Origin of the sequence: Mesorhizobium sp. M1295, assembly GCF_040318135.1 — a bacterium.
Lineage (GTDB): Bacteria > Pseudomonadota > Alphaproteobacteria > Rhizobiales > Rhizobiaceae > Mesorhizobium.
Map to the genome: position 1 here is coordinate 59,056 of NZ_JAMYLU010000005.1, position 26,071 is coordinate 85,126.

Here is a 26,071-nt window from a genome sequence, read left to right on the forward strand (position 1 = left end):
TACGAACGGGCATCGTTTGGCTCGTGGCGCCCGTCGTGGCGCTTGCCGACATCAGACCCGTCGCCGGGCATTTAAGAATCCGAATTTCGAAAGAAGCATATGTCCAACTTCGAAGCTATTGTCCCCGCGCTGGCAAAGGCGCTGGAAAAACGCGGCTATGTCGAGCTGACACCGGTGCAGAAAGCGGTTCTTGAGCTCGGTCAGGCCGATGCGCTGGTTTCAGCCCAGACCGGCTCCGGCAAGACCGTCGCTTTCGGACTGGCCTTGGCGCCGACGCTGCTCGACGGCGCCGAGCGCTTTTCCCACGCGGCGGCACCCCTGGCGCTGGCCGTGGCGCCGACACGGGAGCTGGCCCTGCAGGTGACGCGCGAGCTGGAATGGCTCTACGAGCTGACAGGCGCCACGGTGTCGTCCTGCGTCGGCGGCATGGACATGCGCACCGAGCGACGCGCGCTGGAGCGTGGCGCCCATATCGTCGTCGGCACGCCCGGCCGCCTGCGCGACCACATCACCCGCAATTCTCTCGACATGTCGGCGCTCAAGGCAGTCGTGCTCGACGAGGCCGACGAGATGCTCGATCTCGGCTTTCGCGAGGACCTGGAATTCATCCTCGACGCCGCCCCTGCCGAGCGCCGCACGTTGATGTTTTCCGCGACCGTGCCGCGCTCCATCGCCACGCTGGCCAAGGGCTACCAGCGCGATGCCGTGCGCATCTCGGCCTCGGGCGAGGAGAAGCAGCATCTCGACATCGAATACCGGGCGCTGGGCGTCGCGCAGGCCGACCGCGAAAACGCCATCATCAACGTGCTGCGGTACTATGAGGCGAAGAACGCGCTGGTGTTCTGCAACACGCGTGCCGCCGTCAATCACCTGACAGCGCGCTTCAACAACCGCAACTTTTCCGTCGTGGCACTGTCCGGCGAGCTGAGCCAGAACGAGCGCAGCCACGCGCTGCAGGCGATGCGCGACGGCCGCGCCAAGGTCTGCATCGCCACTGACGTCGCGGCGCGTGGCATCGACCTGCCCAACCTCGAGCTGGTGATCCATGCCGACTTGCCGACCAACCCGGAGACGCTTCTGCACCGAAGCGGGCGAACGGGACGGGCGGGGCGCAAGGGCGTCAGCGCGCTGATCGTGCCCAACAATGCCCGCAAACGCACCGAGCGGCTGCTGCAAAGTGCCGGCCTTGCGGCGACCTGGGCGAGCCCGCCCTCGGCCGACGACGTGATCCGGCGCGATGACGAGCGCATTCTCGCCGACCCGGTCCTCAGCGAGCCTATGAAGGATGAGGAGCGCGGCTTCGTCCAGGCGCTTCTCGATCAGCACGGGCCGGAACAGGTCGCCGCAGCCTTCGTACGGATGTGCCGCTCCAGCCGCTCGGCGCCGGAGGACCTTCTCGACGTCGCACCGTTCACGCCGTCGGGCGAAAAATTTGCGCGCCGGGACGAGGCACCGAGCCGCCGCGACGATTTCGGCGACAGCGTCTGGTTCTCGCTGTCGGTCGGACGCCGGCAGAATGCCGAGCCGCGCTGGCTGATCCCGATGCTGTGCCGGACAGGCGGCATCTCCAAGCGCGAGATCGGCGCCATCAAGATGCAGCCGGAAGAAACCTTCGTGCAGATCGCGGCGGACTGGGCCGAGCGCTTCCTCGCCGCGATCGGCCCCGACCGCAAGCTGCAGGGCAACATTGCGGTCAAGCGGCTGGACGGCACGCCCGATCTGTCGCGGGCCGGCTATCAGGAGCCGCGCCCCGACAAGAAGCCCCACCGCGGCAAGCGGACATTCGATCAGAACACGCCCAAATTCGAGAAGCGCGCACCGGCTGACCAGCGCCCGGCATTCGAGGCAAAGCCCTGGGCCGGCAAACCGGCCAAGGCGAAATTCGAAGGCGGACCGGCGAAACACAAGAAATCGAAGAAACGGCCGGGGTGAATAGTCTGCCCCTTCCATTTCGCGCACGCCCCTTGCGGTCTACCGGAACTTTGCACAGTCTGGGGCAGGGCAATGGGGTGGGCAGGACATGCGCGGCGAAGTTCTTCACTATGACGAGGACCAGGCCTTCGGTTTCATTACCGGGGCCGATGGCAACCGCTACAGCTTCGCGCGCGAGGACTTGCGCCGCCAAGCGTCGGTTGCCGGAGGCACGACCGTCGAATTCCAGCCGGCTGGCGGACGGGCACGCGATGTTTTTTCGATCCACGCCCAACCTGCCAGTGCACCCGCCCGTGCCTCCGCTGCAACCGCCGCCCCATCTCAGGCCGGCAATGCGCCCGCGGCACGTCAGCCGCAACATTTCGGCCGTTCCGCTGAAAATCAAACCGCCGAATCCACCGGCCTGTGGAGCTACTTCTCGCGTGGCCTGACCGAAAATTATTTCAACTTCGCCGGCCGTGCCCGCCGCAAGGAATATTGGGGCTATTGCCTGTTCTGGACGATCGCGCTGATCGTGGCGATAGGATTCGGCGTCTTCATCGACGACGCCATGGGCAATCTCGACAACAGTGAATTGCCGGCAGTGACGGTCGGCCTTTGCGGCCTCTTCCTGCTGGCGACAGCCCTGCCGTGGTTCGGGCTCAACGTGCGCCGCCTGCACGATATCGGCCTGACCGGCTGGCTCTTCCTGCTTTTCCTGATCCCGACCTTCGGCACCGTGATCATCCTGATCTTTGCGCTGATCCCGACCCAGCCGCGTGAAAACCAGTGGGGTCCGGTGCCGGCGGGTGTCCAAATCTAACCGCGGGAGTGCCGCCGCATCGGCGGCAGTCGCCCAGCGGACGTCGACCTACACAGGATCAGCCCAGGAACTTGGCGATGATCGCGTCGCCCATCTCAGCGGTGCCGACCTCGGTCATCCCCGGCGAATGAATATCCCTGGTGCGCAGGCCGTCGTCGAGCACGGCGGCGATCGCACCTTCGAGCTTGTCGGCTTCAGTCACCATGCCGAAGGAATAGCGCATGCACATGGCGAAGGAGGCGATCATGGCGATCGGATTGGCGATGCCCTTGCCGGCGATGTCGGGCGCCGAGCCATGCACCGGCTCGTAGAGCGCCTTGCGCTTTTTTGTCTTGGCATCCGGCGCGCCGAGCGAGGCCGACGGCAGCATGCCGATCGAGCCGGTCAGCATGGCGGCGATGTCGGACAGCATGTCGCCGAACAGATTGTCGGTGACGATGACATCGAACTGCTTGGGCCAGCGCACCAGCTGCATGCCGCCGGCATCGGCGAGCATATGGTCGAGCTTGACGTCGGCATACCTGGCCTTTTGCGTCTGGCTGACGACCTCGTTCCACAGCACGCCCGATTTCATCACATTGCGCTTTTCCATCGAGGTGACGTGGTTCTTGCGCGTGCGTGCCAATTCGAAGGCAACGCCCGAAATGCGCTCGATCTCGAAAGTGTCGTAGACTTGGGTGTCGATACCGCGCTTCTGGCCGTTGCCGAGATCGATGATCTGCTTCGGCTCACCGAAATAGACGCCGCCGGTGAGCTCGCGCACGATGAGGATATCGAGCCCCTCGACCACCTCCTGCTTGAGCGAGGAGGACGCCGCCAGCGCCGGATAGCAAATGGCGGGTCGAAGATTGGCGAACAGCTCCATGTCCTTGCGCAGCCGCAGCAGACCCGCCTCCGGGCGCACCTCGTAAGGCACGGCATCCCATTTCGGTCCGCCGACGGCGCCAAACAGCACCGCGTCCGCCGCCATTGCCTTGGCCATGTCGGCATCGGAAATCGCCGCGCCATGTGCGTCGTAAGCGCAGCCGCCGACAAGGCCCTCATCGGTGACGAAATCGCTGCCGAGCTTGTCGTTCATCGCGGCGATCAGCTTCTTCACCTCGGCCATCGCCTCGGGGCCGATGCCATCGCCGGCAAGCAGGAGAAGATTTTTCGAAGCCATGAGAACCGTCCCGATTATTTTAGCGCATGAACGCGGCCTTGCTAAACGCCAAGCGACCGACGCGCAAGCCTGCGGTTCAGAGCATCGGACCCAAAAGTGGCAACCGGTTTTGGGAAAATCCGATGCTCAAGACAAAACGTCTACAGATGCGAAAGGATATTCACCAGCCTGCCGAACGGGTCGCGCACGAAGAAGCGCCGCACGCCCCAGGGTTCGTCTGCCGGACCGTACTCGATGATAAAGCCGGCCGTCCTCATGCTTTCAAGCGAGGCATCGACGTCGTCGACTTCGATAGAGATGTCCGGCACCGGCGTTCCTGATCCCCCTTCGGCCATGAAACTGACCTGCACGGACATCGTCTCTTGCGAGCCATAGGTAGCGATCCAGCCCATATCCATCTTGAGATCGAGGCCGAGCACATCCTGATAGAAGGGTTTTGCCGCCGCGATATCCTGCGTGTCTATGTTTGCAACGATGCGTCTGACCTTCACCATGGGCCGATCCTCGTGCTAACCGTGTCGTTGTCGCAACCGTGACAGGCATCAGGCTGTGCGCCGCAGCGCCGTCACCTCGATCTCGACCTTCATTTCCGGCTTGTTGAGCTGGCACACGATCATCGTTGCTGCCGGCCTGATCTCGCCAAACGCCTCGCCGAGGATCGGGAACACCACATCTACGAAAGCCGCATCGGTGATGTAGTAATGTGCCCGCACCACGTCAGCCATTTCGAAGCCGCCATCTCGCAACGCCTTGGCGATCGTCGTCAGGCAATTGCGCGTTTGTGCCTCCACGGTCTCCGGCATCGACATGGTCGCATAATCGTAGCCGGTCGTTCCGGACACGAAACACCAGTCGCCCTGCACCACGGCGCGCGAATAGCCGGCGGTCTTTTCGAAGGGCGAACCGGTGGAGATCAGTTTTCGCATGGGTCCTCCGCAAATCGTCGCGGATATCTTGCAGGGAACGAGCCGATCCCGCCATGGGCCAGATAGAACTGACGGTTGTTATGAGTCTCCCGCCTCGACAAAGCCCTCTCGTCCAAGGCGTGGTGGTCACTGCGCTTTGCAAAAGTACCTAATTCGCCGACCCCAGCGCCTTGTCCAGCGCTTCCTTGACGTCGGCCGGCCATGTACTCACCGCTGGCCACGCGTCCGGCTCGGGCTTGTCGCCGCGGCGGGCGAAATAGAGCTTGTGCTTGACCGGGTCGACCGCCATGAAGCCGTCATTGCCGCCGCAATCATGCGGCACGCAGCCGCTGGCAAAAAAGGCGCCCGAAGCGGTCTTCTCAGTTCCGCCGCCGACCAGCAGGCTAGTCGCCATGTCGGGCATGTCCTTGCCGAGCAGCGTCTCGGCTAGCCTGTAGACAGCCTCGTTGTGAAAGGCATCGATGACGTTGTCGTATTTCGACGGATCGACGTCCTTCCAGTCGGTGCCCGGCTCCGGCATATAGGTGAGATTGCCCGAGGTCGTCAGCCCGGCCGTCGGCGACCATTGCAGCGCCGGCTTGGAATCGCCCGGCAAAAGATAGGGTACGAAATAGATGGCGCTGTCGGAGATCGCGGCCGGCGGTGCGCCGCATTCATCCTGCTCGACCGTGACCGTCTGGATCGTGCCGCCTTCCGGCTTCCACACGATCACCTTGGCCGGGCCGCATTGATTGCCGCCGTCGCCGACATCGACCAGCGCCACCTTGACGCCGCCGACCTCGACGATCTTGTCGAAGAAGACGTCGTAATTGCGCGCCAGTTCCTTGCCGTCGAAGGCGAGCACCCGTTCCCCGTACTCTTCCTCCTGGGTGATGGTCAGTTGGCCGCCCTCGAACGGGATCGGCGCCTGTTTGTCATTGTCGGCTAGGGCCGCATTGCTCAACGCGCCCTGGTCGGCGGCCCTGCCGGGCGCATCGTCAGCCGGCACGAGCACCATGTCGGTCTGTGCATGCGCGCCAGCCACCGGCATCAGAATCCACGCCAGCGCGCAGGCGCCGACAAGAAGCGAACGTGTCATGACTGTCCCTCCGTTCAGCCGCCACGAACCCGGCCTGTCGCGGCCGGGGCATCGTACCGCTCAGGCCCAGGGGCGCTCAGCGGCGTTCCTCTTCTCGAACGAAGCGATGGCGCCGGCTTTTTCCATGGTCAGGCCGATATCGTCGAGCCCGTTGAGCAGGCAATGGCGCTTGAACTCGTCGAGGTCGAACTTGACCACGCCGCCGTCAGGCCCACGGATTTCCTTGGCCTCCAGATCGACCGACAGCGTCGCGTTCGAACCGCGCGAAGCATCGTCCATCAGTTTCTCAAGATCTTCCGGGCTGACGGTGATCGGCAGGATGCCGTTCTTGAAGCAATTGTTGTAGAAAATGTCGGCGAACGAGGTCGAGATGACGCAACGGATGCCGAAATCGAGCAGCGCCCACGGCGCATGTTCCCGGCTCGAGCCGCAGCCGAAATTATCGCCGGCGACCAGGATCTGCGCCTTGCGGTAGGCCGGCTTGTTGAGCACGAAGTCCGGGTTTTCCGAACCATCGTCCTTGTAGCGCATTTCGGCGAACAGGCCGGTGCCGAGTCCGGTGCGCTTGATCGTCTTGAGATAATCCTTGGGGATGATCATGTCGGTGTCGACATTGACGATCGGCATCGGCGCGGCGACGCCGGTGAGCTTGGTGAATTTTTCCATGTCCTTGCCCGTCTTCTTCTTGTTGCGGGAAATTGCTGGCGCCCGGTTTACACAAAGCCGCGGGCAAATAAAAGGCGGCTGTTTTTGGACCTCCGTCGTCGATCGAAACGCAAGATCGGTACAAAACAGCTTCAAAACCACCGGCCCATGGTGCACTTTTGTCGACATGACAACGCGATCCAAGGTCCTCTACGCCAGCGAACCGGGTCTCGGCATCGCCGAGTTCCGCCGCGTTCTGGTGGAATCCGGCCTCGGCGCCAATCGCCCCGTCGATGACGACACCCGATTGAACGCGATGCTGTCAGGGGCCAATTTGGTGCTCACCGCGCGTCTCGATACAGAAGGCAAGCCGCTGGTCGGTGTTGCCCGCGGTGTTACCGATTTCTCGTGGGTCTGTTACGTTTCCGAGCTCGCCGTTTGCAAATCGGCGCAAGGGCTCGGCATCGGCAAGGGCCTGCTTGATGAAGCGCGCCGGCAACTCGGGCCTTCCGTTGCCATAAGCCTGATTTCCATGCCCGACGCCGTCGGCTTTTATGAGCGCATCGGCATGAAGCGCGTGTCCGACGCGTTCTGGTTCGACCGCAAGCGCTGACGCGTTGCCTTGCCAGCTAGTGGATCGAATCTAACGTTTGGTGCCCGCGTTTGACCGCGGCGGCGATCCTGTCGGGGTCGGCGGTCCAGATGAAGGGTCTGGGCTGCTGGTTGTGCTCGGCGAGGAAGGGGTAGATTGCCGCCCTGGAGGTCGACCACCGAGTGAAAGACGCCGCGCTTGAGCGGCGCTTCGACAAGTGCGGGTGGCCGAGGGCGATCGCCCAGTCGGCGTCCTCGGCGATTACGGCGGCTGCTGATCCTCGAACCAGAATGATGACTGGCGTCGCGAGATGGTTCCCACCGACGGCAAGGGAAAATGCGACGTCATTACGATGCGGCCATTGTCCGAGCAAGCCTCCAGGAATGCCCATCTCGTCCGACGTGCCTGGTCAGGGTCCGTGTCGTACCGAAAGCTCCAGTCAGGGTATATGCATTGCATCGGCCAATGCATGAGATCGCCGGAAAACACTGCCCCTACGCCTCGAGATTTCAGGCCGATGGCTACGTGCCCCGGGGTGTGGCCCGGCGTCGGTTCCAGCCACACTTCGCCATCGAGTTCATAATCCATATCGACAAGCACAGCCCGACCAGCCTCGACGATTGGCAACACATTGTCCTCATAGGTCCGATCTTCGTCATCACCGGAGGCCGCCTGTGCGGCCTCGAACTCGCGCCGCGCCATGATGTAGCGGGCGTTCGGGAATGCCGGTATCCAACGCCCGTCCACCAATCGTGTGTTCCAACCGCAATGGTCGACATGAAGATGGGTGCACAGCACATAGTCGATCTGCTCGGGAGCAACACCTGCATTTGCCAGGCGCTCCAAAAAGGTGCCGTCATTGCGGCGATGCCAATGGGGGAAGTATGCGAACGTCTTATCGTTGCCGACGCAACTGTCGACCAGAATGGTGTGGTGTCCGGTACGAACAAGAAAACTCTGGATGGGAAGAATAAGCCGGCCGGTTGCAGGCGATATTAATCGCGGCGTGAGCCAATGAAGATGCGGTTCGAGCGCTTCATCGGTGCAGTCGGGAAACCATTCCGACGGCGTCCGCAGAGGGTCGCACATCTCCAGAATTCTGGTTATCCAGATATTCCCGATTCTCCAGTCATCCACTGACTGCATCCTTCTTCGATCGAGGACGGATCGCTAGAGATAACATTTGCGGCCAGATGGCGTCAGACATTTCTGCCTGTAGGAGAAGGAGCGCTCGCGATGTGGCCGCGCTCACGATCGGGTACCAAGCGTTAGAACTTAACCACTAGTGGTCGAAATCTGACGCTTGGTTCCGGGGCCGTAAGCCCGCTCAGGGTGGAAAGCGGACGCTACCATGTACTTTTTGGCAAAGCGCTCAGTGCGCGCGTGACGCAAGGTGAATTTCAAGCGGCTTTGAGATGAGGCCTTTATCAACGATGGCTTCAAGCGTCTGCTTCGTCAGACTGATATCGTCATATTGCTGCGGAACCGACAGAATTAACCCACCCTCTTCGGGCGTGGCATAAAACACTACATAGCCTTTCGCCTCACCGGCGAGAGGGAAGGCGAAAGTATTGATTTCAGTATCCGTTACTCGCTTGCCAAAAAAATAATTGGCACGATTATTCTGCTGACGTAATTCAAACTCCTGATGCTGGCGAACAGAGTATATACGTTTGTTCTCCGGTGACTCAGGGTCGTTGCTGCATCCAGAGAATGGGATAATTGCGAACATCAACACTGAAAGTGCCTTCCAACTAGTGGAGGTCAAGTCAAATTCCTGCTTTCCATGGCTCTTTAAGTATCTGCCCTAGATGTCCGAAATGAGTCGGCAGCGGTATTCCGTTTCGGGTACCAAGCGTCAGGTTTTGACTACTAGCGTGCGGACTTTTGATATCGGCGGGGCAGCCTCCCCTCTGTCCGGCAGGACAGAGGGGAGGGCGGGAACTCGACAGAGCGGCTTATTCTGGGCGGCCTTCCCTCAAATCACGTTCAATTCACGAAACGCCCGCCCCTCAGCGACACGGCTATACCCAAACGCCGAGCAATCCACCGTGCGATAGCCGCCATGGACGATCAGTTCGGCCAGCGCTTTGCCGACCGCCGGCGCCTGCTGCAAGCCGTGGCCGGAAAAACCGTTGGCGAAGAAGAAATTGCCGACCTCGGGATGCGAACCGATCACCGCGTTCTGGTCGAGCGTGTTGTAGTCGTAATGGCCGACCCAGGCGCGCGTCGGCTTGATCGCCTCGAAGGCCGGAATACGGGTCGCCAGCACCGGCCAGATCACCTCTTCGAACAGCGGCCAGTCGGGTTCGAAATCTGTGGGGTCGGCGGGGCCTTCGCCCTCTTCCGGCTCGGCGCCGCCGGTGATGTAGACCGAACCTTCCGGCCGGACATAGATGCCGCTCGGGTCGACCAGCAGCGGCATGTCGTCATATTTTTCGCGCGCCTCGAAGACGAAGACATTGCGCTTGCGCGGCTCCACCGGCAGCGCCAGCCCGGCCATTGCTGCCACCTTGCCGGCATTCGGCCCGGCAGCATTGACGACGATGCCGGCCTCAAGCCGCTCGCCATTTTCGAGGGTCACACCGGTGACGCGGCCGCCTTGCCGCTCGATGCCGGTCACCGACGCCGTGATGAAGTCGATATCCTTCGTCCGCAGCGCCTTGCGGAACAGCATCAGCATCGCATGCGCGTCGAACCAGCCCTCGCCGCTGCGGCCGTAGGCCCCGGCGGTGATACCCTCGGCCGATAGCCACGGAAACCGACGAACAAGCGCCTCGGCATCCTCGAGCACGATGTCGGCGCCCTCGGCCATCTGCGCCTCGTGGTTGGCCTGCAGGATAGGCAGCCCGTTTTCGCCGGCAAGGATCAGATAGCCGCCTTCGCGAAAGCCGATATCGGCGTCCGCCCCGAATTCTTCCTTCAACCGCCGGAACAGTTTCAGCGTGAACTGCGACAGCCGGATGTTTTCAGGGATCGAGAACTGCTGGCGGATGGAGGCGCAGGACAGCGTTGTCGCCGCATGGGAAAATTGCGGGTCGCGCTCGACAACCGCGATCGGGCCCGAAAACCCTTCCTCGCGCAGATAATAGGCGACCGAGGAGCCGACGATGGCTCCGCCGATGATGATGATGTCGTAATGCACCTTTTTCGCCCTTCCGGTCTGAACCGCCGAGTCACGCCGCCGGCAGGATGATCTCGAAGCGCGTGCCGCTCGCCGAGTCAACCAGCCGGATCGTGCCATCATGCGCTTTCAGGAGGGCCAGCACGATGCCGAGGCCCATGCCGGTGCCGCCGGAATCGCGGCGCGTGGTGAAGAACGGCTCGAAGATGCGGCCTCGGTTGCTGGGCGAAATGCCGGCGCCGTCATCGTCCACCACAATGGTGGCCTTGCCGTCCGCGCTTGCTGCCGTGACCGAGACCAGCGTCGCGCCGTGTCGCGCCGAATTGTCGATGAGATTGGCCAACACGATCGCGGCGTTTTCGGCCGATATGCGCAGGCCGATATCGGCGCCCGCCTCGAGGCGCACCGCCAGCCTGTGGTCGGCCGGCAGCAGCGCCAGTGCCGGAGCGAGTGATGTGCCTTGGCCGCTGGGCTCGAGATTTTCGGCACGCGCAAGGTCAAGCAGGCGGCGCACCAGCAGATTGAGCCGGCCGGCATCGGTGACGATATTGTCTGAAAAACGCCGCCGCTCGGCCTCGTCCATCGCGCCGCCCGAATCGCGCAGCAGTTCGGCTGCCCCCTGGATCGCCGTCAGCGGCGATTTGAGTTCGTGCGAGACGTGGGTGGCGAAGGTCTGGATGCTGTCGGAGCGCGCATGCAGCTTTTCGGCCATGTCGAGGAAGGCCGCGGAGAGCGCCGCCATTTCGCGCGTGCCGTGGTGATCAAGCGGCCTGATCGCCTCACGGTCGCCGGCGGCGATGCGCTCGGTGCGCTCGATCAGTGCATAGATCGGCCGGCTGACGGTGCGCAGGAAGACCAGCCCGATCAGCAGCGTGCCGCCGAGGATGGCGATTGCCGCCAGCGCCACCTTGCCGCGCTCGCCAAAGAGATGCTTGACGATGTTGTTCGGCGTCCGCGACAGATAGACCACGCCGGCGACCTTGCCGGAGACCGCAACTGGTATGGCGACGAAGACGCGGACTTTGGTGCCGCGGCTGACCGAATAGAGCGGCGGCGATGGCTGGTCGGGAACCCGCAGCCTGAGCGCGCTGGCGTAGCGGCCGGCAAGCGCTGCGCGAACCTCTTCGACCGCGGCGAGCGACAGGCCGGCCTCCTCGCGGCCGGCAATGACCCCGCCGCTGGGATCGAGCAGCCGAAAGCCGGCCAGCGTGGTTTTCTGCGTCTCGGCAAGAATGCCCGACAGCCGCGCGCCGATTGCCGCGAAGGCAGGATCGACGCTGGCCGCCGTGGCCGCGGGCCGGGTCGGCAGTATCCTGTCGGACGCAAGATCGAGGCGCGGTTCGATCGGCTGGTAGGCAGAAGCCCGATCCCTTGTACTGGGTGGAGGCATGGGTGTGCCGAGCTTTTCCGGGGCAAGGCCGGCCTCACGGACCTCTAGCGCATAGATCGCGGCAAGGGCGGCACCTTGCGCGATCAGCTCGGCCTCGGTCTGGCGGATCAGCTGGTTCTCGTACAGCCGGAAGAAGAACAGGCCGGCCAGCGGCAGTGCCATCACCATGATCAGGATGGCAATGACGACCGTGGCAAGCCGTGGCCGCCATTTGCTGCCAATCCGTTCTTGGGCGCTCACGCGCCGCATTTGCCGAGCCGGAAGCCGACGCCATGCACGGTCTCGATTGCATCGACGCAGCCGACCGCCGCCAGCTTGGCGCGGATGTTGCGGACATGGCTGTCGACGGTGCGGTCGGCGACGTGGATATTGGCAGCATAGGCATTAGCCATCACCATGTCGCGGCCGAGCACATGCGCGGGACGCGCCAAAAACCCTTTCAGGATCGCGAATTCGATGCCCGTCAGCACCAGCGGCTTGCCGTCGAAGCTGGCTGTATGGCTTGCCGGCACTAAGGCCAGTCTGCCATGCGAGAATTGCCGATCGTCGGCATGTTCGGGCGCAGGCCGGGCGCGGCGCAGGATGACGTTGACGCGGGCGACCAGCTCGCGCGGGCTGAACGGCTTGGTGACATAGTCGTCGCCGCCCATTTCCAGCCCGAGGATGCGGTCGATCTCTTCATCCCGCGCGGACAGGAACAGCACCGGCACGTCGGATGTGTGGCGCAGCCGCCGGCACACTTCCAGCCCGTCCATTTCCGGCATGCCGATGTCGAGCACGACGAGATCGGGCGCGCGGCGTTCGATCGCCTGCAAGGCAGCCGCGCCGTCCGGCACCGCCAGCGTCTTCATGCCGGCCTTTTCGAGCGCGAAGCAGATGATTTCGCGAATGTGCGGATCGTCGTCGGCGACCAGTATGTGGTGCGGCATCAAATCAGCGGCCCGGCATGAAGGGTTCGGACATCGGAGGAACCACGAACGGGATACGTGTGTCGAGAGCACGAAGGCGCCGCCAGTCGCGAAAGCTCCAGGCGCGCCAGTTTTCTAGGCCGGCGCGGTAGCGGGCCTCGTCCTGCCCAAGCAAACGGGCGAGTTCGCGGTACGAGGAAACGCTGGCCGCATTCGTCCTGCCCTGATGCTCGAGGAAACGGTCGAGCGCCGGCCAGGCGCTGGGACCGAGCGTACGCAGATACCAGAAATCGAGTTCGGTGCCTTGGCCGGTCATTTCGAATGAGTGCTCGACATTGTAGTTGGCGATCAGCGCCGCGAAGTTGACGAAGCAGCAGGCATAGAGCGTCATTGAAAGCGTCAGAAGATTGGCGGAAAGCAGCCATTCATTGGATTTTTCGAACGCGATGCGGGCGATGATCAGGGCAAGGCCCGCCGCCACCAGTCCCATCCAGACGAAGGCGGCGATGCGCCAGTAGGTCAGCGCGTAGATGCCGATATAGAGGTCGAGCCGCAGGATCGACGAGATGACCAGCACGATGTTCTGCGCCACCCAGACGTAGACCAGCCGGCGGATGAGCGGATCGCTGGAGGTCGTGCTGCCCGGCCGCAGCGCCGCCAGGACGAAGCCAGCTGCGAGCAGCGCTGTGATGATCAAGGGATAGGCGCCGCGATGCGCATAGGCGGCGTAGGTCAGCCCGTCGGGAAGCGCGATGCCGCCCCACAGATAGGTGGCGTCGAGCGCGGTCTGCATCGCGAAAAGGATGTTGAAGACGACCAGCGCACGAAGAATCGCGGCCTTGCCGAAGATGATGTCCTCGATCGCCTTGGCGGGTTTTGTCGTCGCCCGGCCGACAGGCACAGGCGACAGCACACGCGGAATGGAGCGGAGAAAGCGCGGTAGGCGCGGGCGCAGAAAGGCCCAGACGCCGACCAGCACGAACAGCCAGAAGGCGAGACGCGGCAGCTGGATGAGCTCGAGCAGTGCCATTAGGTCGATCAGCGACAGCCAGTATTCGACGACCGGATTGGCGGCGCCGAACAGCGCGAGAAACACCGCGCCGAGGCTTAGCGGCATGACCCAGACGGCAATCGTCGCAAGGCGCACGCGCCGTCGGCCAAGCTGCCGGGCCGCCTTGCGCCAGCGAAAGAAATCCAGGACGAACCGAAAGGGCGTTGCAAGCAGGAATAGCGAGAGTTGGCCGGCAATGCGGGCAACCCCGTGCTTCAACCGCCCAGCCAGCGAAAGCGCGAAGACGGCCAGCGCCGCCAGCCCGATCGAGACGGACAGCGCACTGACATTTTCCGCGAGCGGCAGCAGCGCCACAAGCAGCGCAACTGGCTTGAACCAGGGCCTGCCATCGTTGAAGGAGCCGAGAGGATGGACAGCCATGCTCGTGGTGGCAATCGCAACGCCGAACAGGAAAAGCGTGATGCCGGCCGGTTGGCTATAGAAGAAAAAATCGGCCAGCGCGACGAGCAGGACGGCAACGCCGAAGCGGCTGCAATAGCTCGGCGCCGGCGTGACGAACGCTGTCACGATCGGGCTTTCTCGGCCGCTTTGATGCGGCCGGAATATCTGGGCGGGGATTTGCGGACGAAAGGGAGGAGGTTTGCCGGGGGCGGATCGACAAGCCACCAGCTGTCGCGGCGAAGCCGGTACGGCAGGGACCAACGGCAATTTGTTTGCTCTTGCATGCCGCCCTTGTCGCATTCTGTCGGGTGGCAAGCGGGGCGGAGACGAGGAGATTTTCCGAAATTGCGTGCAGTTTTTATGCACGGCTTGCCTCGGCCGTCTGCAGGCGGCATAGATCGGACATGACTGCCGAACCCTCCCGCCCGCGCCGCTCGGTGCTTTACGTCCCGGCTTCGAACGACAAGGCATTGGCCAAGATCCGGTCGCTGGCCTGCGATGCCGTCGTCATCGATCTCGAGGACGCCGTCGCCCCGGCCGACAAGCTTTCCGCGCGCGAAAAACTGGCGGGGATTTTCGCCGGCCGTTCCAACCGGCGCTGCGAGATGGTTGTGCGCATCAATGCGCTGTCGAGCGAATGGGGCGCCGACGATCTGCTGGCTGCGGCAAAATGCGCTCCCGACGCCATCCTGCTGCCCAAGGTCGACACGCCGCGCGACATTCTCGAGGCCGGTGACGTTCTCGACGACAATTTTGCGCCGGACGAGGTCAAGCTATGGGCGATGATGGAGACACCCAAGGCGCTGCTCAACATCGGCCCGATCGCCGAGCTTGGCCGCGACCCAGCCTCTCGACTGGTTTGTTTCGTTGCCGGAACGAATGATCTGGTCAAGGACACCGGAATTCTCACCACGCCCGACCGGCGCTATCTCGTGCCGTGGCTGATGCAGATGGTGCTCGCCGCGCGCGCCGGCGGCCTCGACCTGCTCGACGGCGTCTTCAATGATTTTAGCAATATGGACGGGTTTGCGCGCGAGTGCACGGAAGCGGCCGCCATGGGCTTCGACGGCAAATCGCTGATCCATCCGGCCCAGATCGAGGCCGCAAACCGGGCCTTTGCGCCGTCGCTTGAAGCGATGGCCGAGGCGGGCGCGATCAAGGATGCCTTCGCGCTCGCCGAAAATACCGGCAAGGCGGTGATTGCGCTGAACGGAAAGATGGTCGAGCGGCTGCATCTGGCGCAGGCCGAAAAACTGCTGGCGAAGGCCGCCGCTGTTCGCGCATGATTGCAACTCACGACGGGATTGAAAATGAAACTCTACCGCTTTTTGTCCGGCCCGGACGACGCCAGCTTCTGCCACAAGGTGACGGCGGCGCTCAACAAGGGCTGGCACCTGTTCGGCTCGCCGACCTATGCCTATGACAAGAATGCCAAGACCATGCGCTGCGGCCAGGCGGTGGTGAAGGACATCGAAGGCCAGGAATACGGCCCCGACACCAAGCTCAGCGACTGGTAGCGCTGACATCGCTTCGGGTGCCCGCGAATGCGGGACACTTCTGGACGCTGGCGCGAAGGAACGCTGCGCTCTCCAGTCAAAACGACGTCACTCCGCTGCCTCTTCGATCTTCTCCATATCATCGTCCGACAGGCCGAAATGGTGACCGATCTCATGGATCAGCACATGGGTGACGATGTCGCCCAGCGTCTCCTCGTTCTCGGCCCAGTAGTCGAGGATGGCGCGGCGGTAGAGCGTGATCCGGTTCGGGCCTTCGCCGGTCTGCGGATTCCAGCGCTCGGCGATACCGCGCCCCTCGAACAGGCCGAGCAGGTCGAAGGGCGTTTCCAGCGAAAGGTCGTCCATGATCTCGTCGGTCGGGAATTCGGCGATCTGAATGACGATCTCGCCGGTCAGCTTGCGAAACTCCTCCGGCAGATGGGCATAGGCCTCCAGCGCCAGGAGCTCGATTTCCTCCATCGTTGGCGAAAGCTGGTCGTGCCAGATGCGTGTTTGGTAGATGCGAGCCATGCTTTGTCCTTTGATCCCGGCATATAGGCTTTCGGGCCGGACTCGGCAAATGGTCGGGCTGGAGCGCCCGGACCATGCCATCAAGGCAGGAATAAATTCCCCATGACTCCGCTTGACTCTTTGGCCGCCCTCTGGAATCTATAGGAACATAACAGGAACAATTGTGAGTGGAAGCTGACCGTCATGGCGACAAGCGCCGTGGCGCGGGAGACTGTTTTTGCCCTGCGCCGCCAGATCGCGAAGATCGAAGGGACCTTGTCCGAGCGCCTGGAAGCGCCGGCCGGTTCGTCGTTTGACGCGGATGTGCCTCGCCAGAGTCTGGCATCCTCTCGGAATCCGACACCCGCTCGGAATCTGACGATTGTCCGTCGCGGCCTCGCCGTGGCGCCGCCCGATGCGTTTTTGCGCACCGGTGCCGAGCGCCTCGATGCTGCGCTGAGCGGCGGCCTGCCGAAGGCGGCGCTGAGCGAGTTTCATGGCGCCGCGACCCGCGATGCCGGAGCAGTCGCCGGTTTTGTCCTGTCGCTCATCAGCCTGATCCTCAGCCAGGGGCCGCGACTGCCGGTGCTGTGGATCGGCACATCCGAGGTTTTCCGCGAGGCCGGCTTTCCCTATGCCGGGGGGCTTCACGCCTTCTTCGGCATCGAGCCGGAGCAATTGCTGTTTTCCGAGGCGCCAAGGCTGCTCGATGCGCTGTGGGTCGCCGAGGAGGCCGCCAGGATGACGGCGCTGGCCGCAGTCATCCTCGAAATCCGTGGCAACCCGCAGCGGCTGGATCTCACCGCGACGCGGCGGCTGCACGCCCGGGCGCAGAGTGCCGGCCGGCCGCTTTTCCTGCTGCGCCAGGCCGGCGAGCCCGAGCCGACGGCAGCGCCCGTCCGCCTCATCCTGTCGGCGGCACCGGCGGCAGCGCGCGAGACGATCGCCGGGCCGCTCGCCGGCTCGATCGGCCGGCCCGCCTTCACCATCACCATCGGCAAGAGCCGCACTGCCTTGCCCGGAAAATTCACACTGGAGTGGAACCCCGATGAACGCATATTCGAAGAAAGACGGGGCGAGGAATGGGCAAAGAATCCTGTCCCTGTGGTTTCCACATCTCGCCGCCGAGAGGATCCTGCGGCAGCGCCTGGGGCGGTCCTGGCGTTCCCGGCCGTCGGATCACCTGCCGCTGGTGATCAGTCACCGCGACCGGAACGCCCAGCGCATCGCCGCCCTCGACGAGCGGGCCGAAGCGCTTAACCTGAAACGCGGCATGGGCATAGCCGATGCACGCGCCATGCATCCCTCGATCGACATCGTGGAGGCCGATCCGGAAGCCGACCGGCGCCTGCTCGAAGGCCTCGCCGACTGGTGCGACCGCTATACCCCGCTGGTGGCGCTCGACGGGGCCGATGGCCTCTATCTCGACGTCACCGGCTGCACCCATCTTTTCGGCGGCGAACGCTCGATGCTGGACGACATCCTGTCGCGTTTTTTCCATCAGGGCTTCGATGTCCGCGCCGGGCTTGCCGCCACGCCGGGCTCGGCCTGGGCGGCGGCGCGGTTTGCCGGCGACCGCATCGTTCCCGATGGTGAGGAGGAAGCGCTTCTCGCGCCCTTGCCGTTGGCGGCACTGCGCATCGATCCAGAGGTCCGCGCCAGCCTCGAAAGCGTCGGCCTGCGCACGGCGGGCGCCGTCATGGCGGCACCGCGCGCGCCGCTGGCCCGCCGCTTCGGCGCATCGCTGCTATTGCGCCTCGACCAGGCGCTCGGCCGCCTCGACGAAGCCGTGTCGCCGCGCCTGCCGGTCGCGCCGCTTTCGGTCGAACGCCACCTCGCCGAGCCGATCATGCTGACCGAGGACATCGAGCAGCTGACAGGCATGCTGGCGGCCACATTGAAGAAGGACCTCGAGCGTCGCGGCGAGGGCGCAAGGCGGCTGGCGCTGCTGCTCTTTCGCGTCGATGGCGGCGTCAGCCGCATCGCCGTCGGCACCTCGCGACCTTTGCGCGAGCCGCTGCTGATCCAGAAATTGTTTCACGAAAGGCTTGCCGCGCTCGAACAGGATATCGACGCCGGCTATGGTTTCGATCTCGTGCGCCTCTCGGTGCTGACCGCCGCCGCCTTCGACATGCAGCAGGCAGACCTTGCCGGCGAGACGAACGACGGGGGCGCCGACATCGCGCTTTTTGCCGACCGCATCCGCGCCCGGCTCGGCGAAGGCGCGGTCTTGAAGCCGGTCGCCGTCGAGAGCCATCTGCCGGAGCGCGCCGTCGCCGCCATTCCCTTCGCCGAAGCGCCGCAGAGAAGCTCGCCGCCGAAGCAGCCGGACAAGGTGAAGGATGCTCCCACGACCGTCTTCCAGCCGGAACGGCCGATCCGGCTTTTCCGTTCGCCCGAGCCGATCGAGGTGCCGGCCACCGAAATGCCGGAAGGCCCACCTTTGAACTTCCGCTGGCGGCGCGCGCTCTACCGGGTCGCGCGCGCCGAAGGGCCGGAGCGCATTGCGCCTGAATGGTGGCGAGAGGCGGCGGGACGGGAAGATGCGCCGACCCGGGACTATTTCCGCATCGAGGATGCCGACGGCCGCCGTTACTGGCTTTACCGCCAAGGCCTCTACGGCGCCTCGCAGCCCGCTCCGCGCTGGTTCATGCATGGAGTCTTCGCATGAATGCGCTGACAGCCGTTCCCTATGCCGAATTCGGCATCCAGTCGAACTTCTCGTTCCTGCGCGGCGCCTCGAAACCGGAGGAGCTGGTGGTCGCGGCGAAATTCATGGGGTTTTCAGCGATCGGGCTCGCCGACCGCAATACGGTGGCGGGCGTCGTGCGCGCCTGGCAGCAGGCCAAGGTGGAGGGTGTTTCCTATCATCCCGGCTGCCGCCTGGTATTTTGCGACGGCACGCCGGACATTCTCGCTTACCCGCAGAACCGCAAGGGCTGGGGCCATCTCTGCCGCATGCTGACGCAGGCCAATTTGCGCGACGAAAACGAAAAGGGAGCAACGCTTCTCAAACAAAGCGATCTTCTCGAATGGGGCGATCTCTTGTCGCTGGCCATCCTGCCGGATGTGTCGACGGGCGCGGCCGATAGCCTTGCTGTGCTTAGCCGGCTCACGGATCGCTTCGGCGAAAGCCTGCGGTTTGCGGTTTCGCCGGATTACCGCGGCAGCGACCGCTTCCGTATCGAGCAGGCGGCGGCGATGGCCGAACTGGCCGGCATCCCGCTGATGGCGACCAACGATGTGCTCTACCATACGTCGGAACGGCGCCCGCTGCAGGACGTGCTGACGGCGATCCGCCTCAATGTGCCCGTCGCCGAGGTGGGGCTGGAACTGGCGGCCAATGCCGAGCGTCATTTAAAGCTACCGCTGGAGATGGCACGGCTTTTCCGCAGGCATCCGCAAGCGCTGGCGGAAACGCTGCGTTTTGCCGGCGAGCTGAGCTTCTCGCTCAGTGACCTGCAATACAACTACCCCGACGAGCCGACGGAATCGGGCCTCGGGCCACAGGCCGAGCTGGAAAGGCTGGCCAAGGAGGGGGCCGCCATCCGCTACCCCTCGGGCGTGCCCGCTTTTGTGACGCAGCGCATCGAGGAGGAGCTCGCTCTGATCGAGCGCCTGAACTACGCGCGCTATTTCCTGACTGTCTACGACATCGTCAAATTCGCCCGCAGCCAGAACATTCTCTGCCAGGGGCGCGGCTCCGCCGCCAACTCGATCGTCTGCTTCTGCATCGGCATCACCGAAGTTGGCCCGGACAAGATCGACACGCTTTTCGAGCGCTTCATTTCCGAAGAAAGAAACGAGCCGCCCGACATCGATGTCGATTTCGAGCATGAAAAGCGCGAGGAGGTCATCCAGTACATCTATTCCAAATACAGCACCAAGCGCACCGCGCTGGCCGCCGCTGTCGTCAGCTACCGCGGCCGCTCTGCGGTGCGCGAAGTGGCCAAGGCGATGGGCCTGTCGGACGACGTCCGGAGCGCGCTGTCCAGTTCGATCTGGGGCTGGTCGACCTCGGAGCTCGGCGAAAAGGAGACAAAAGCCGGCGGCCTCGATCAGACCGATCCCTCGACAAGGCATGTGATCGAATGCGCCAACGAGATCATGGGCTTTCCCCGCCATTTGTCGCAGCATGTCGGCGGTTTCGTCATCACAAGGGACCGGCTCGACGAGATCGTACCCATCGTCAAGACGGCGATGGACGAGCGCAAGATGGTCGAGTGGGACAAGGACGACCTCGACGCGGTGAAAATCCTTAAAGTGGACGTGCTGGCGCTCGGCATGCTGACCTGCCTGCAGCGCGCCTTCACCCTGCTCCAGGATCATTATCCCGAGGCGCGGGACGCATATGGCCAACCCTATGTGTTGGCCACTCTCCCGGCCGAGGACAAACATGTCTACGACATGATCTGCCGCGCCGACACGATCGGCGTCTTCCAGATCGAATCGCGCGCGCAGATGTCGATGCTGCCGCGGCTGCGGCCGAAAAACTTCTACGATCTCGTCATCGAGGTGGCAATCGTGCGGCCCGGCCCGATCCAGGGTGACATGGTCCACCCTTATCTGCGCCGCCGGCAAGGCAAGGAAAAGCCCGAATACCCGAAGCCGGAACTGGAAAAAATACTCGGCAGGACGCTGGGCGTGCCGCTGTTCCAGGAACAGGCAATGAAGATTGCCATCGTTGCCGGCGGCTTCAGGCCGGGCGAGGCCGATGAATTGCGCCGCGCCATGGCCACCTTCAAGCGCACCGGCACGATCGGCAATTACCGCAAGAGGATGGTCGACGGCATGGTTGCCAAGGGCTACGAAAAAGACTTCGCCGAGCGTTGCTTCAAGCAGATCGAGGGCTTTGGCGAATACGGCTTTCCCGAAAGCCATGCCGCCTCCTTCGCCCTGCTGGTCTATGCCTCCTGCTGGTTCAAGACCTTCTATCCCGACGTGTTCTGCGCCGCGATTCTGAATTCCCAGCCGATGGGTTTTTACCAGCCGGCTCAGCTTGTCCGCGACGCGCATGATCATGGCGTCGAGATCCGAGAGGTCGACGTCAACTTTTCCGGCTGGGATTGCGCCTTGGAGCAATCGCCTTTCGATCCGGCCCGCATTCTCGACCGCCATGTTCAAATGCGCGGTGTCATCCGGACCAGCCATGCCGTCCGGCTTGGCTTTCGCCAGGTCAAAGGCCTGTCGAAGGAGCGCATGGAAGCATTTGTGGTGAGGCGCGGCGACGGCTACACATCCGTGCGCGATGTCTGGCTGCGCTCGGGCCTCAACGTCGACGAGATCGAAAAGCTGGCGCAGGCCGACGCCTTCCGCTCGCTTGGATTGAACCGCCGCAACGCTCTATGGGCGGTCCGCGCGCTCGACGGCAAGAGTGCCGCCGAAAAGCTGCCGCTGTTCGATCAGCCGGCGATCCGCTTGCGCGATCTCGAGCCTGAAACCCGGCTCCCGACAATGCCGCTCGGCGAGCACGTCGTCCACGACTACCGCTCGCTCGGCCTGTCGCTGAAGGCGCACCCGGTCGCCTTCCTGCGTCAAAGGCTGGATCGGTCCGGCGTCACGCCCAATGCGCGGCTCGGCCAGGTGCGGGACGGCCGGCGCGTTTCGGTCGCCGGCCTCGTGCTGGTGCGGCAGCGGCCGGGCAATGGCAAGGCGATTTTCCTGACGCTGGAAGACGAGAATGCGGTCGCCAACATCATTTTCTGGGAAAGGACTTTCGACCGCTTCCGCCCCATCGTCATGGGCGCACGTCTCATCCGCGTCACCGGCAAGCTGCAATCGGAATCGGACGTCATCCATATCGTCGCCGAGAAGGTCGAGGATCTGACGCCGTGGCTGTCGGTGCTGCTGGAAGAGGCAGGACCTGAGCCTTCGAGCCGTACAGACGAGGCTCGGCCGGGCAGCATCGCGCAAACGGAATTATTGGGAAAGGCGGAGAAGGTCATGCCCAAGGGACGCAATTTTCAATAGGCCCCCTGTCTTCGTCAGAGCGTTGCTGCGGTGCGGAATTTGATGACGGCAGGACAAGGGGGGCGCGAAGGATCGCTGCGGAGCGGCCCTTATTCCGAGCCACCCAGGCGCGGCGGTGGCATGGCATCGTCTATGGCGATGACCCGCGCCTCCGATGGCAGCATGATAGGAATGCCGTCCCGCACCGGATAGGCAAGCTTTGCCACCCGCGAGACAAGCTCGCCGCGCTCCGGATCCCAGGCAAGCGGCCCCTTGGTCAGCGGGCAGGCCAGCAGTTCCAGCAGCTTGGGATCGACAGTCCTGTTCCCGTCACGTCCATCCGCCATTCGATCCGTCCTTCCACAAGGCAACCGCTTCGGGGTTTCGCGCGCGGACTTCCCTTCTCCCCTTGTAGGAGAAGGTGGCCGAGCGAATCTCGGTCGGATGAGGGGTGTTCCAGCTTGGCACCGACGGCACTCCGTCCAGCACCCCTCAACCGTCTCGGCGCTACGCGCCGATCCACCTTCTCCCACAAGGGGAGAAGGCAAGAGCCTACTGCAAACTCGAACCGAAATCCTCATTGTCGCGCGCCAGCGCCATTTCGGTGATGGCGATCAGCGTTTCGGCGCGTGTCTTTAGATCGGCCGCTTCGAGCAGCGCCTGTTTCTCGGCCGGCCCGTAGGGCGCCATCATCGACAGCGCGTTGACCAGCATGGCGTTTTCGGCGCGGCTGACGCTTTCCCAGTCGGCCTCCAGATCGTTGGCCTGCAGATAGGCGCGAAACGCTTTGAGCAGCGCCGGCCGGTCGATCTCGGCTTCCGCCTGGTCGTCGTCGAGATCGGTGAGAAAGGGTGCCAACCGGCACTGGCGAAACGGCGTCCTGACGGTGAGTTCCTGGACAATGCGGAACCGGCACACGCCCTGCAGCGAAATCAGATAACGACCGTCGCCGCTCTCGGACAGCGCGATGATGCGCCCGGCACAGCCGACATTGCAGAGTTCCGGCTCGCCGTCGGGACGCAGCGCACCGTCGAGGCTGGGCTGGATCATGCCGATCAGCCGCGCCCCGGCGATCGCCTCATCGACCATCTGCAGATAGCGCGGCTCGAAGATGTTGAGCGGCATGCGGCCTCCCGGCAGCAGCAATGCGCCCTCAAGCGGAAAGATCGGCATGGTCGACGGTAAGTCCGCAGCGAGTCGGTAATGCGCGTTTCCCGCCTGCACCTCAATCCTCCGATCGCTTCGTCAGGAAGCGCACCAAACCCGTCTCCTCCCGGCCGGCACAAGGCGCGACACCGGAAACCCGAAATCGAATGCCGTCCGAAAACCTAATCTGGCGCAGCCGCCGCCGACCGCAAGCCCGCCGGACAAAACAGTCTGCGCCGGCTCAGGAAAACAGCAGCGACGACAGTTTGCGCCGTGCCGACAGCGTTGCCTCGTCGGTCATGCCCCATGCCTCGAAGAGCTGCAGCAACTGGGTTCTGGCGCCATCGTCGTTCCACGAGCGGTCGGCCTTGATGATCGCCAGCAGATTGTCGGCCGCCGCCATGCGATCACCCTTGGCGTTCTGGATCATCGCAAGCTCGAACCGCGCCTGGTGATCCCCGGGATTTTCGGCCAGCCGCCGTTCCAGTTCCGCCGGATTGCCGAGCACTGCTGCTTGCGCGGCGAGCGCCATCTTGGCGCGCAGCGCGGCGAGCTGCGGCGCATCCTTCTTTGCCTCCGGCGCCCGCGCCAGCATCGCATCGGCACCTTCGGTATCGCCGGCCTCGAACAGCAGATCGCCCAAGCCGGCGATCGCCTCGATCGTCTCCGGCGCCTGTTCCAGGATAGCGTCGTAGATGTCGGCCGCGGTCTGCACGTCACCGGCCTCGCGCGCCTCGGCGGCCGCGGCCAGCGCCTCGGCCACTTGCGGTGCGCCACCATCCTTGCCGCCGACCTTCTGGATGAATTGCGTGATCTGGCTCTCGGGAATGGCGCCCATGAAGCCGTCGACCGGCTGGCCGTCCTTGAAGGCAATGACCGCCGGTATCGACTGGATGCCGAGCTGGCCGGCGATCGATGGATGGTCGTCGATGTTCATCTTGACCAGCTTGACCTTGCCGCCGGCGGCTTTCACCGCCTTTTCCAGCAGCGGGGTCAATTGCTTGCAGGGGCCGCACCATGGCGCCCAGAAATCGACCAGCACCGGCTGGCGGCGCGATTCCTGGATGACGTCGGCGGCAAATCCAGCGGTCGTGGTGTCCTTGATGACGTCGGCCGGCACCTCCGCAAGTGCGACCTTCTCACGCGCGGCATCGGTGCCGCCATACTGCACGGTGGTGGCATACTGACCGCCATTGCTGCCAAATGGGCGGCCAAAGGGGTTGCTATCGCTCATCTCGTCGCCCTTTCGGTCGCGCCGCCGGCCAAGGGACAGGCGCAACATCCTTCTTCAGAACCCGGTTTCAGTCACCCATGTGGCGATCATGCCGAGACTTTCAAGATAACAGCATCATGTCCGGTTGCCTCGACGAATTTGACCAGGTCCGTGGCGGCGATGGAAGTCGTCGCCTCATTGGTCAGCGGGTGGGCGTTGACCACAGCATGGCTCATCAGCTCCTCGTCGAGAACGACCTTGACCCTTCGCTCCGTGTCGTTGATCAGCCCGAAAACGGTGACCGCGCCCGGGACGACGCCGAGAAGCTCCATCAGCATCTCCGGCCGGCCGAAAGACACGCGGCCCGCGGCGCCGATCAGATGATGGATCTGCTTTAGATCGACCACCGCCTCCTCGCCGACGCTGACCAGGAAGAAATTATCTTTCTTGTCCTTGAGGAACAGGTTCTTGGTGTGGCCGCCGGCAATCTCGCCGCGCAGCACCTGCGAATCGGCGACAGTGAACAGCGGCGGATGCCGCTGTGTCGATACCTCGATCCCGAGTCCGGCAAGAAAGGCGAAAAGGTCGGCTTCGGTCTTCGGCATCGGTCTTTCTTCTGATGGCCCGCTTTCAACGGCTTGTTCGGCCTACGCCGTTTACGGCCAATGATGCGGCCAAGACAAGCCCGTCGCGCAATGCAGGGGTGATTGCCTTGCGACGTGTCGCGGGACGGCTTGTCCGCATTGCCGGCGAAGCAAAAAGCCTGCGAATTCCCTGTTGCAATCGCCGCGCTCTTCAGCCATATAGGCGCGGCTTGCGGCCCGAAAGCCGCGCGAGCGGGTGTAGCTCAGGGGTAGAGCACAACCTTGCCAAGGTTGGGGTCGAGCGTTCGAATCGCTTCACCCGCTCCAGTTTCTCTCCAGGGAAATCAAGCATCGAAAAGCCGCGGTCCGCCGCGGCTTTTTCGCATTTGGGCGGCACAGGACGCACTTGCCAGCAGGCGCTGCGGTCGCGCCAAGTACGCTGCAGATAGAATTCAGGACTTTTGCGTGTCGTCCTCGGACCAAGGTCCGTCTTGCAGAATGCTCTATTTGAACGGAACTTGTTGGACAGCGGGCTCCACTTTGGAAAGTCCTCACGTTTCTCACTGGAACCCATCCTGGCGGGAGGGCCACTCGAAGGAGGAATTATGAAAACGCGCACCTATCTATTCGCAGCGGCGGCCGCTCTCACCCTTGTCGCGTCTCCGGTCCTCGCTGCCCCCGGCGGCAATGGCGGCGGGAACGGCAATGGCGGCAGCCACGGCAACGGCGGAAACTCGGCTGGGGCCGGCTCGCAGGGACACGGAGCCGCCACCTCGGCCGCGGCCAAGGACAAGTCGACGACCGGAGTTGCTCATGCAATGGCGGTCGTTGCCACGACACCGGCCTCACCGCAGGCCACCCTGGCCTTGCAGGCAGCGCTGGATAGGAAGGCCGCGAAAGACGCGGCAAACACTGCCGACGACACCTCTGACGAAACCGAGTAAGCATTCGAAACTGACAACTTGTCGCGTTGAAAGCCGTGGTTCGCCGCGGCTTTTTTTCGTTTCCCCGCCTGGCGTTCGAACTCTCAAGGCCTTTGATGCATGTCGCGCAAAACTGTGCAGCGGTTTTGCGACACCGACATGCATGAAACAAGAACCTGAAGCGCGTCGCATGAGGCCGGTCGAACGCAACGCGCTTTTAGGGTCGGCAGGTCAACAG

Annotated in this window: 25 protein-coding genes, 1 tRNA gene and 1 pseudogene; 10 read left to right on the forward strand and 17 right to left on the reverse strand. The window is 63.5% G+C overall.

Features of this window, described 5'->3' with window-relative positions; translation table 11 throughout:
• Window positions 1–99: 99 nt before the first annotated feature.
• Both NKH29_RS09610 and NKH29_RS09615 read left to right on the forward strand, forming a co-directional pair.
• The gene (locus NKH29_RS09610) at window positions 100–1,932 is read left to right on the forward strand and encodes a DEAD/DEAH box helicase (protein WP_352999474.1); all 1,833 of its coding nucleotides are present in this window, start codon (window positions 100–102) and stop codon (window positions 1,930–1,932) included.
• Between the two features lie 88 nt (window positions 1,933–2,020).
• Window positions 2,021–2,734 (forward strand): DUF805 domain-containing protein, encoded by a 714-nt coding sequence (locus NKH29_RS09615; RefSeq protein ID WP_352481083.1) that lies wholly within the window; start codon window positions 2,021–2,023, stop codon window positions 2,732–2,734.
• Window positions 2,735–2,792: 58 nt separating this feature from the next.
• Here NKH29_RS09615 and leuB read toward each other — a convergent pair whose 3' ends face one another.
• The 5 genes from leuB to leuD form a co-directional block, all read right to left on the reverse strand.
• Window positions 2,793–3,896: a 3-isopropylmalate dehydrogenase gene (gene leuB / locus NKH29_RS09620; protein ID WP_352495996.1), complete on the reverse strand. Its 1,104-nt coding sequence runs from the start codon at window positions 3,894–3,896 to the stop codon at window positions 2,793–2,795.
• Between the two features lie 140 nt (window positions 3,897–4,036).
• On the reverse strand, window positions 4,037–4,387 hold the full coding sequence (locus NKH29_RS09625) for a VOC family protein (protein WP_352481122.1): 351 nt from the start codon (window positions 4,385–4,387) through the stop codon (window positions 4,037–4,039).
• A gap of 51 nt (window positions 4,388–4,438) precedes the next feature.
• Window positions 4,439–4,822, reverse strand: coding sequence for a RidA family protein (locus tag NKH29_RS09630; protein WP_023721922.1), 384 nt, complete (start codon window positions 4,820–4,822; stop codon window positions 4,439–4,441).
• 148 nt (window positions 4,823–4,970) lie between these two features.
• Window positions 4,971–5,900 carry an Ivy family c-type lysozyme inhibitor gene (locus NKH29_RS09635; protein WP_023721923.1) on the reverse strand — a complete coding sequence of 310 codons (930 nt, stop codon included), beginning with the start codon at window positions 5,898–5,900 and terminating at the stop codon, window positions 4,971–4,973.
• A gap of 60 nt (window positions 5,901–5,960) precedes the next feature.
• Entirely contained in the window at window positions 5,961–6,566 is a 606-nt protein-coding gene (gene leuD, locus NKH29_RS09640; RefSeq protein ID WP_023721924.1) for a 3-isopropylmalate dehydratase small subunit, read from the reverse strand.
• Between the two features lie 166 nt (window positions 6,567–6,732).
• Here leuD and NKH29_RS09645 point away from each other — a divergent pair, with 166 nt between their 5' ends.
• Window positions 6,733–7,158, forward strand: coding sequence for a GNAT family N-acetyltransferase (locus NKH29_RS09645; protein ID WP_352496013.1), 426 nt, complete (start codon window positions 6,733–6,735; stop codon window positions 7,156–7,158).
• 16 nt (window positions 7,159–7,174) lie between these two features.
• Here the strand turns inward: NKH29_RS09645 and NKH29_RS09650 are convergent.
• The 7 genes and pseudogenes from NKH29_RS09650 to NKH29_RS09680 form a co-directional block, all read right to left on the reverse strand.
• Window positions 7,175–7,340, reverse strand: a pseudogene (locus NKH29_RS09650) (IS630 family transposase); the annotation flags it as partial.
• A 58-nt stretch (window positions 7,341–7,398) separates the two neighbouring features.
• Window positions 7,399–8,274: an MBL fold metallo-hydrolase gene (locus tag NKH29_RS09655; RefSeq protein ID WP_352999476.1), complete on the reverse strand. Its 876-nt coding sequence runs from the start codon at window positions 8,272–8,274 to the stop codon at window positions 7,399–7,401.
• Between the two features lie 235 nt (window positions 8,275–8,509).
• Window positions 8,510–8,905, reverse strand: coding sequence for a hypothetical protein (locus NKH29_RS09660; RefSeq protein ID WP_352790055.1), 396 nt, complete (start codon window positions 8,903–8,905; stop codon window positions 8,510–8,512).
• Between the two features lie 210 nt (window positions 8,906–9,115).
• Window positions 9,116–10,282 carry an NAD(P)/FAD-dependent oxidoreductase gene (locus NKH29_RS09665; protein ID WP_023721929.1) on the reverse strand — a complete coding sequence of 389 codons (1,167 nt, stop codon included), beginning with the start codon at window positions 10,280–10,282 and terminating at the stop codon, window positions 9,116–9,118.
• A 31-nt stretch (window positions 10,283–10,313) separates the two neighbouring features.
• Window positions 10,314–11,813 carry an ATP-binding protein gene (locus tag NKH29_RS09670; RefSeq protein WP_502911237.1) on the reverse strand — a complete coding sequence of 500 codons (1,500 nt, stop codon included), beginning with the start codon at window positions 11,811–11,813 and terminating at the stop codon, window positions 10,314–10,316.
• 74 nt (window positions 11,814–11,887) lie between these two features.
• Window positions 11,888–12,580 (reverse strand): response regulator transcription factor, encoded by a 693-nt coding sequence (locus NKH29_RS09675; RefSeq protein WP_352481091.1) that lies wholly within the window; start codon window positions 12,578–12,580, stop codon window positions 11,888–11,890.
• Window positions 12,581–12,584: 4 nt separating this feature from the next.
• Window positions 12,585–14,138 carry a DUF4153 domain-containing protein gene (locus tag NKH29_RS09680; protein WP_352999480.1) on the reverse strand — a complete coding sequence of 518 codons (1,554 nt, stop codon included), beginning with the start codon at window positions 14,136–14,138 and terminating at the stop codon, window positions 12,585–12,587.
• 278 nt (window positions 14,139–14,416) lie between these two features.
• Between NKH29_RS09680 and NKH29_RS09685 the strand changes: the two genes are divergently transcribed.
• Window positions 14,417–15,298: an HpcH/HpaI aldolase/citrate lyase family protein gene (locus NKH29_RS09685; RefSeq protein WP_352910377.1), complete on the forward strand. Its 882-nt coding sequence runs from the start codon at window positions 14,417–14,419 to the stop codon at window positions 15,296–15,298.
• 24 nt (window positions 15,299–15,322) lie between these two features.
• Entirely contained in the window at window positions 15,323–15,529 is a 207-nt protein-coding gene (locus NKH29_RS09690; protein WP_023721934.1) for a DUF1737 domain-containing protein, read from the forward strand.
• Between the two features lie 87 nt (window positions 15,530–15,616).
• Here the strand turns inward: NKH29_RS09690 and NKH29_RS09695 are convergent, their stop codons facing one another.
• Complete coding sequence (locus NKH29_RS09695) at window positions 15,617–16,039, reverse strand: metallopeptidase family protein (protein WP_023721935.1); 423 nt, start codon at window positions 16,037–16,039, stop codon at window positions 15,617–15,619.
• Window positions 16,040–16,222: 183 nt separating this feature from the next.
• On the opposite strand from NKH29_RS09695, the gene NKH29_RS09700 reads away from it, so the two are divergent.
• The 3 genes from NKH29_RS09700 to NKH29_RS09710 are packed head-to-tail and all read left to right on the forward strand — an operon-like array spanning window position 16,223 to window position 21,988.
• A complete protein-coding gene (locus tag NKH29_RS09700; RefSeq protein ID WP_352481094.1) occupies window positions 16,223–17,278 on the forward strand; it encodes an ImuA family protein in 1,056 nt (351 codons plus the stop codon).
• Window positions 17,211–18,689, forward strand: a complete 1,479-nt coding sequence (locus NKH29_RS09705) for a DUF6504 family protein (protein WP_352481095.1) — start codon at window positions 17,211–17,213, stop codon at window positions 18,687–18,689. Before NKH29_RS09700 ends, NKH29_RS09705 begins: the two co-directional genes overlap by 68 nt.
• Window positions 18,686–21,988 carry an error-prone DNA polymerase gene (locus NKH29_RS09710; protein ID WP_352496001.1) on the forward strand — a complete coding sequence of 1,101 codons (3,303 nt, stop codon included), beginning with the start codon at window positions 18,686–18,688 and terminating at the stop codon, window positions 21,986–21,988. Before NKH29_RS09705 ends, NKH29_RS09710 begins: the two co-directional genes overlap by 4 nt.
• Window positions 21,989–22,077: 89 nt before the next feature.
• Here NKH29_RS09710 and NKH29_RS09715 read toward each other — a convergent pair whose 3' ends face one another.
• The 4 genes from NKH29_RS09715 to NKH29_RS09730 all read right to left on the reverse strand — a co-directional run bounded on the left by NKH29_RS09715 (window position 22,078) and on the right by NKH29_RS09730 (window position 24,931).
• On the reverse strand, window positions 22,078–22,314 hold the full coding sequence (locus tag NKH29_RS09715) for a Trm112 family protein (protein ID WP_023720580.1): 237 nt from the start codon (window positions 22,312–22,314) through the stop codon (window positions 22,078–22,080).
• Between the two features lie 205 nt (window positions 22,315–22,519).
• Window positions 22,520–23,191, reverse strand: a complete 672-nt coding sequence (locus NKH29_RS09720; protein ID WP_023720579.1) for an LON peptidase substrate-binding domain-containing protein — start codon at window positions 23,189–23,191, stop codon at window positions 22,520–22,522.
• A 163-nt stretch (window positions 23,192–23,354) separates the two neighbouring features.
• Window positions 23,355–24,347, reverse strand: coding sequence for a thioredoxin (gene trxA / locus NKH29_RS09725; RefSeq protein ID WP_352481097.1), 993 nt, complete (start codon window positions 24,345–24,347; stop codon window positions 23,355–23,357).
• A gap of 86 nt (window positions 24,348–24,433) precedes the next feature.
• Entirely contained in the window at window positions 24,434–24,931 is a 498-nt protein-coding gene (locus tag NKH29_RS09730; RefSeq protein WP_352516121.1) for a prolyl-tRNA synthetase associated domain-containing protein, read from the reverse strand.
• Between the two features lie 231 nt (window positions 24,932–25,162).
• Here NKH29_RS09730 and NKH29_RS09735 point away from each other — a divergent pair.
• Together NKH29_RS09735 and NKH29_RS09740 are read left to right on the forward strand one after the other, a co-directional pair.
• Window positions 25,163–25,237, forward strand: a tRNA-Gly gene (locus NKH29_RS09735).
• A 278-nt stretch (window positions 25,238–25,515) separates the two neighbouring features.
• A complete protein-coding gene (locus NKH29_RS09740) occupies window positions 25,516–25,854 on the forward strand; it encodes a hypothetical protein (RefSeq protein ID WP_023720576.1) in 339 nt (112 codons plus the stop codon).
• Window positions 25,855–26,071: the final 217 nt, after the last annotated feature.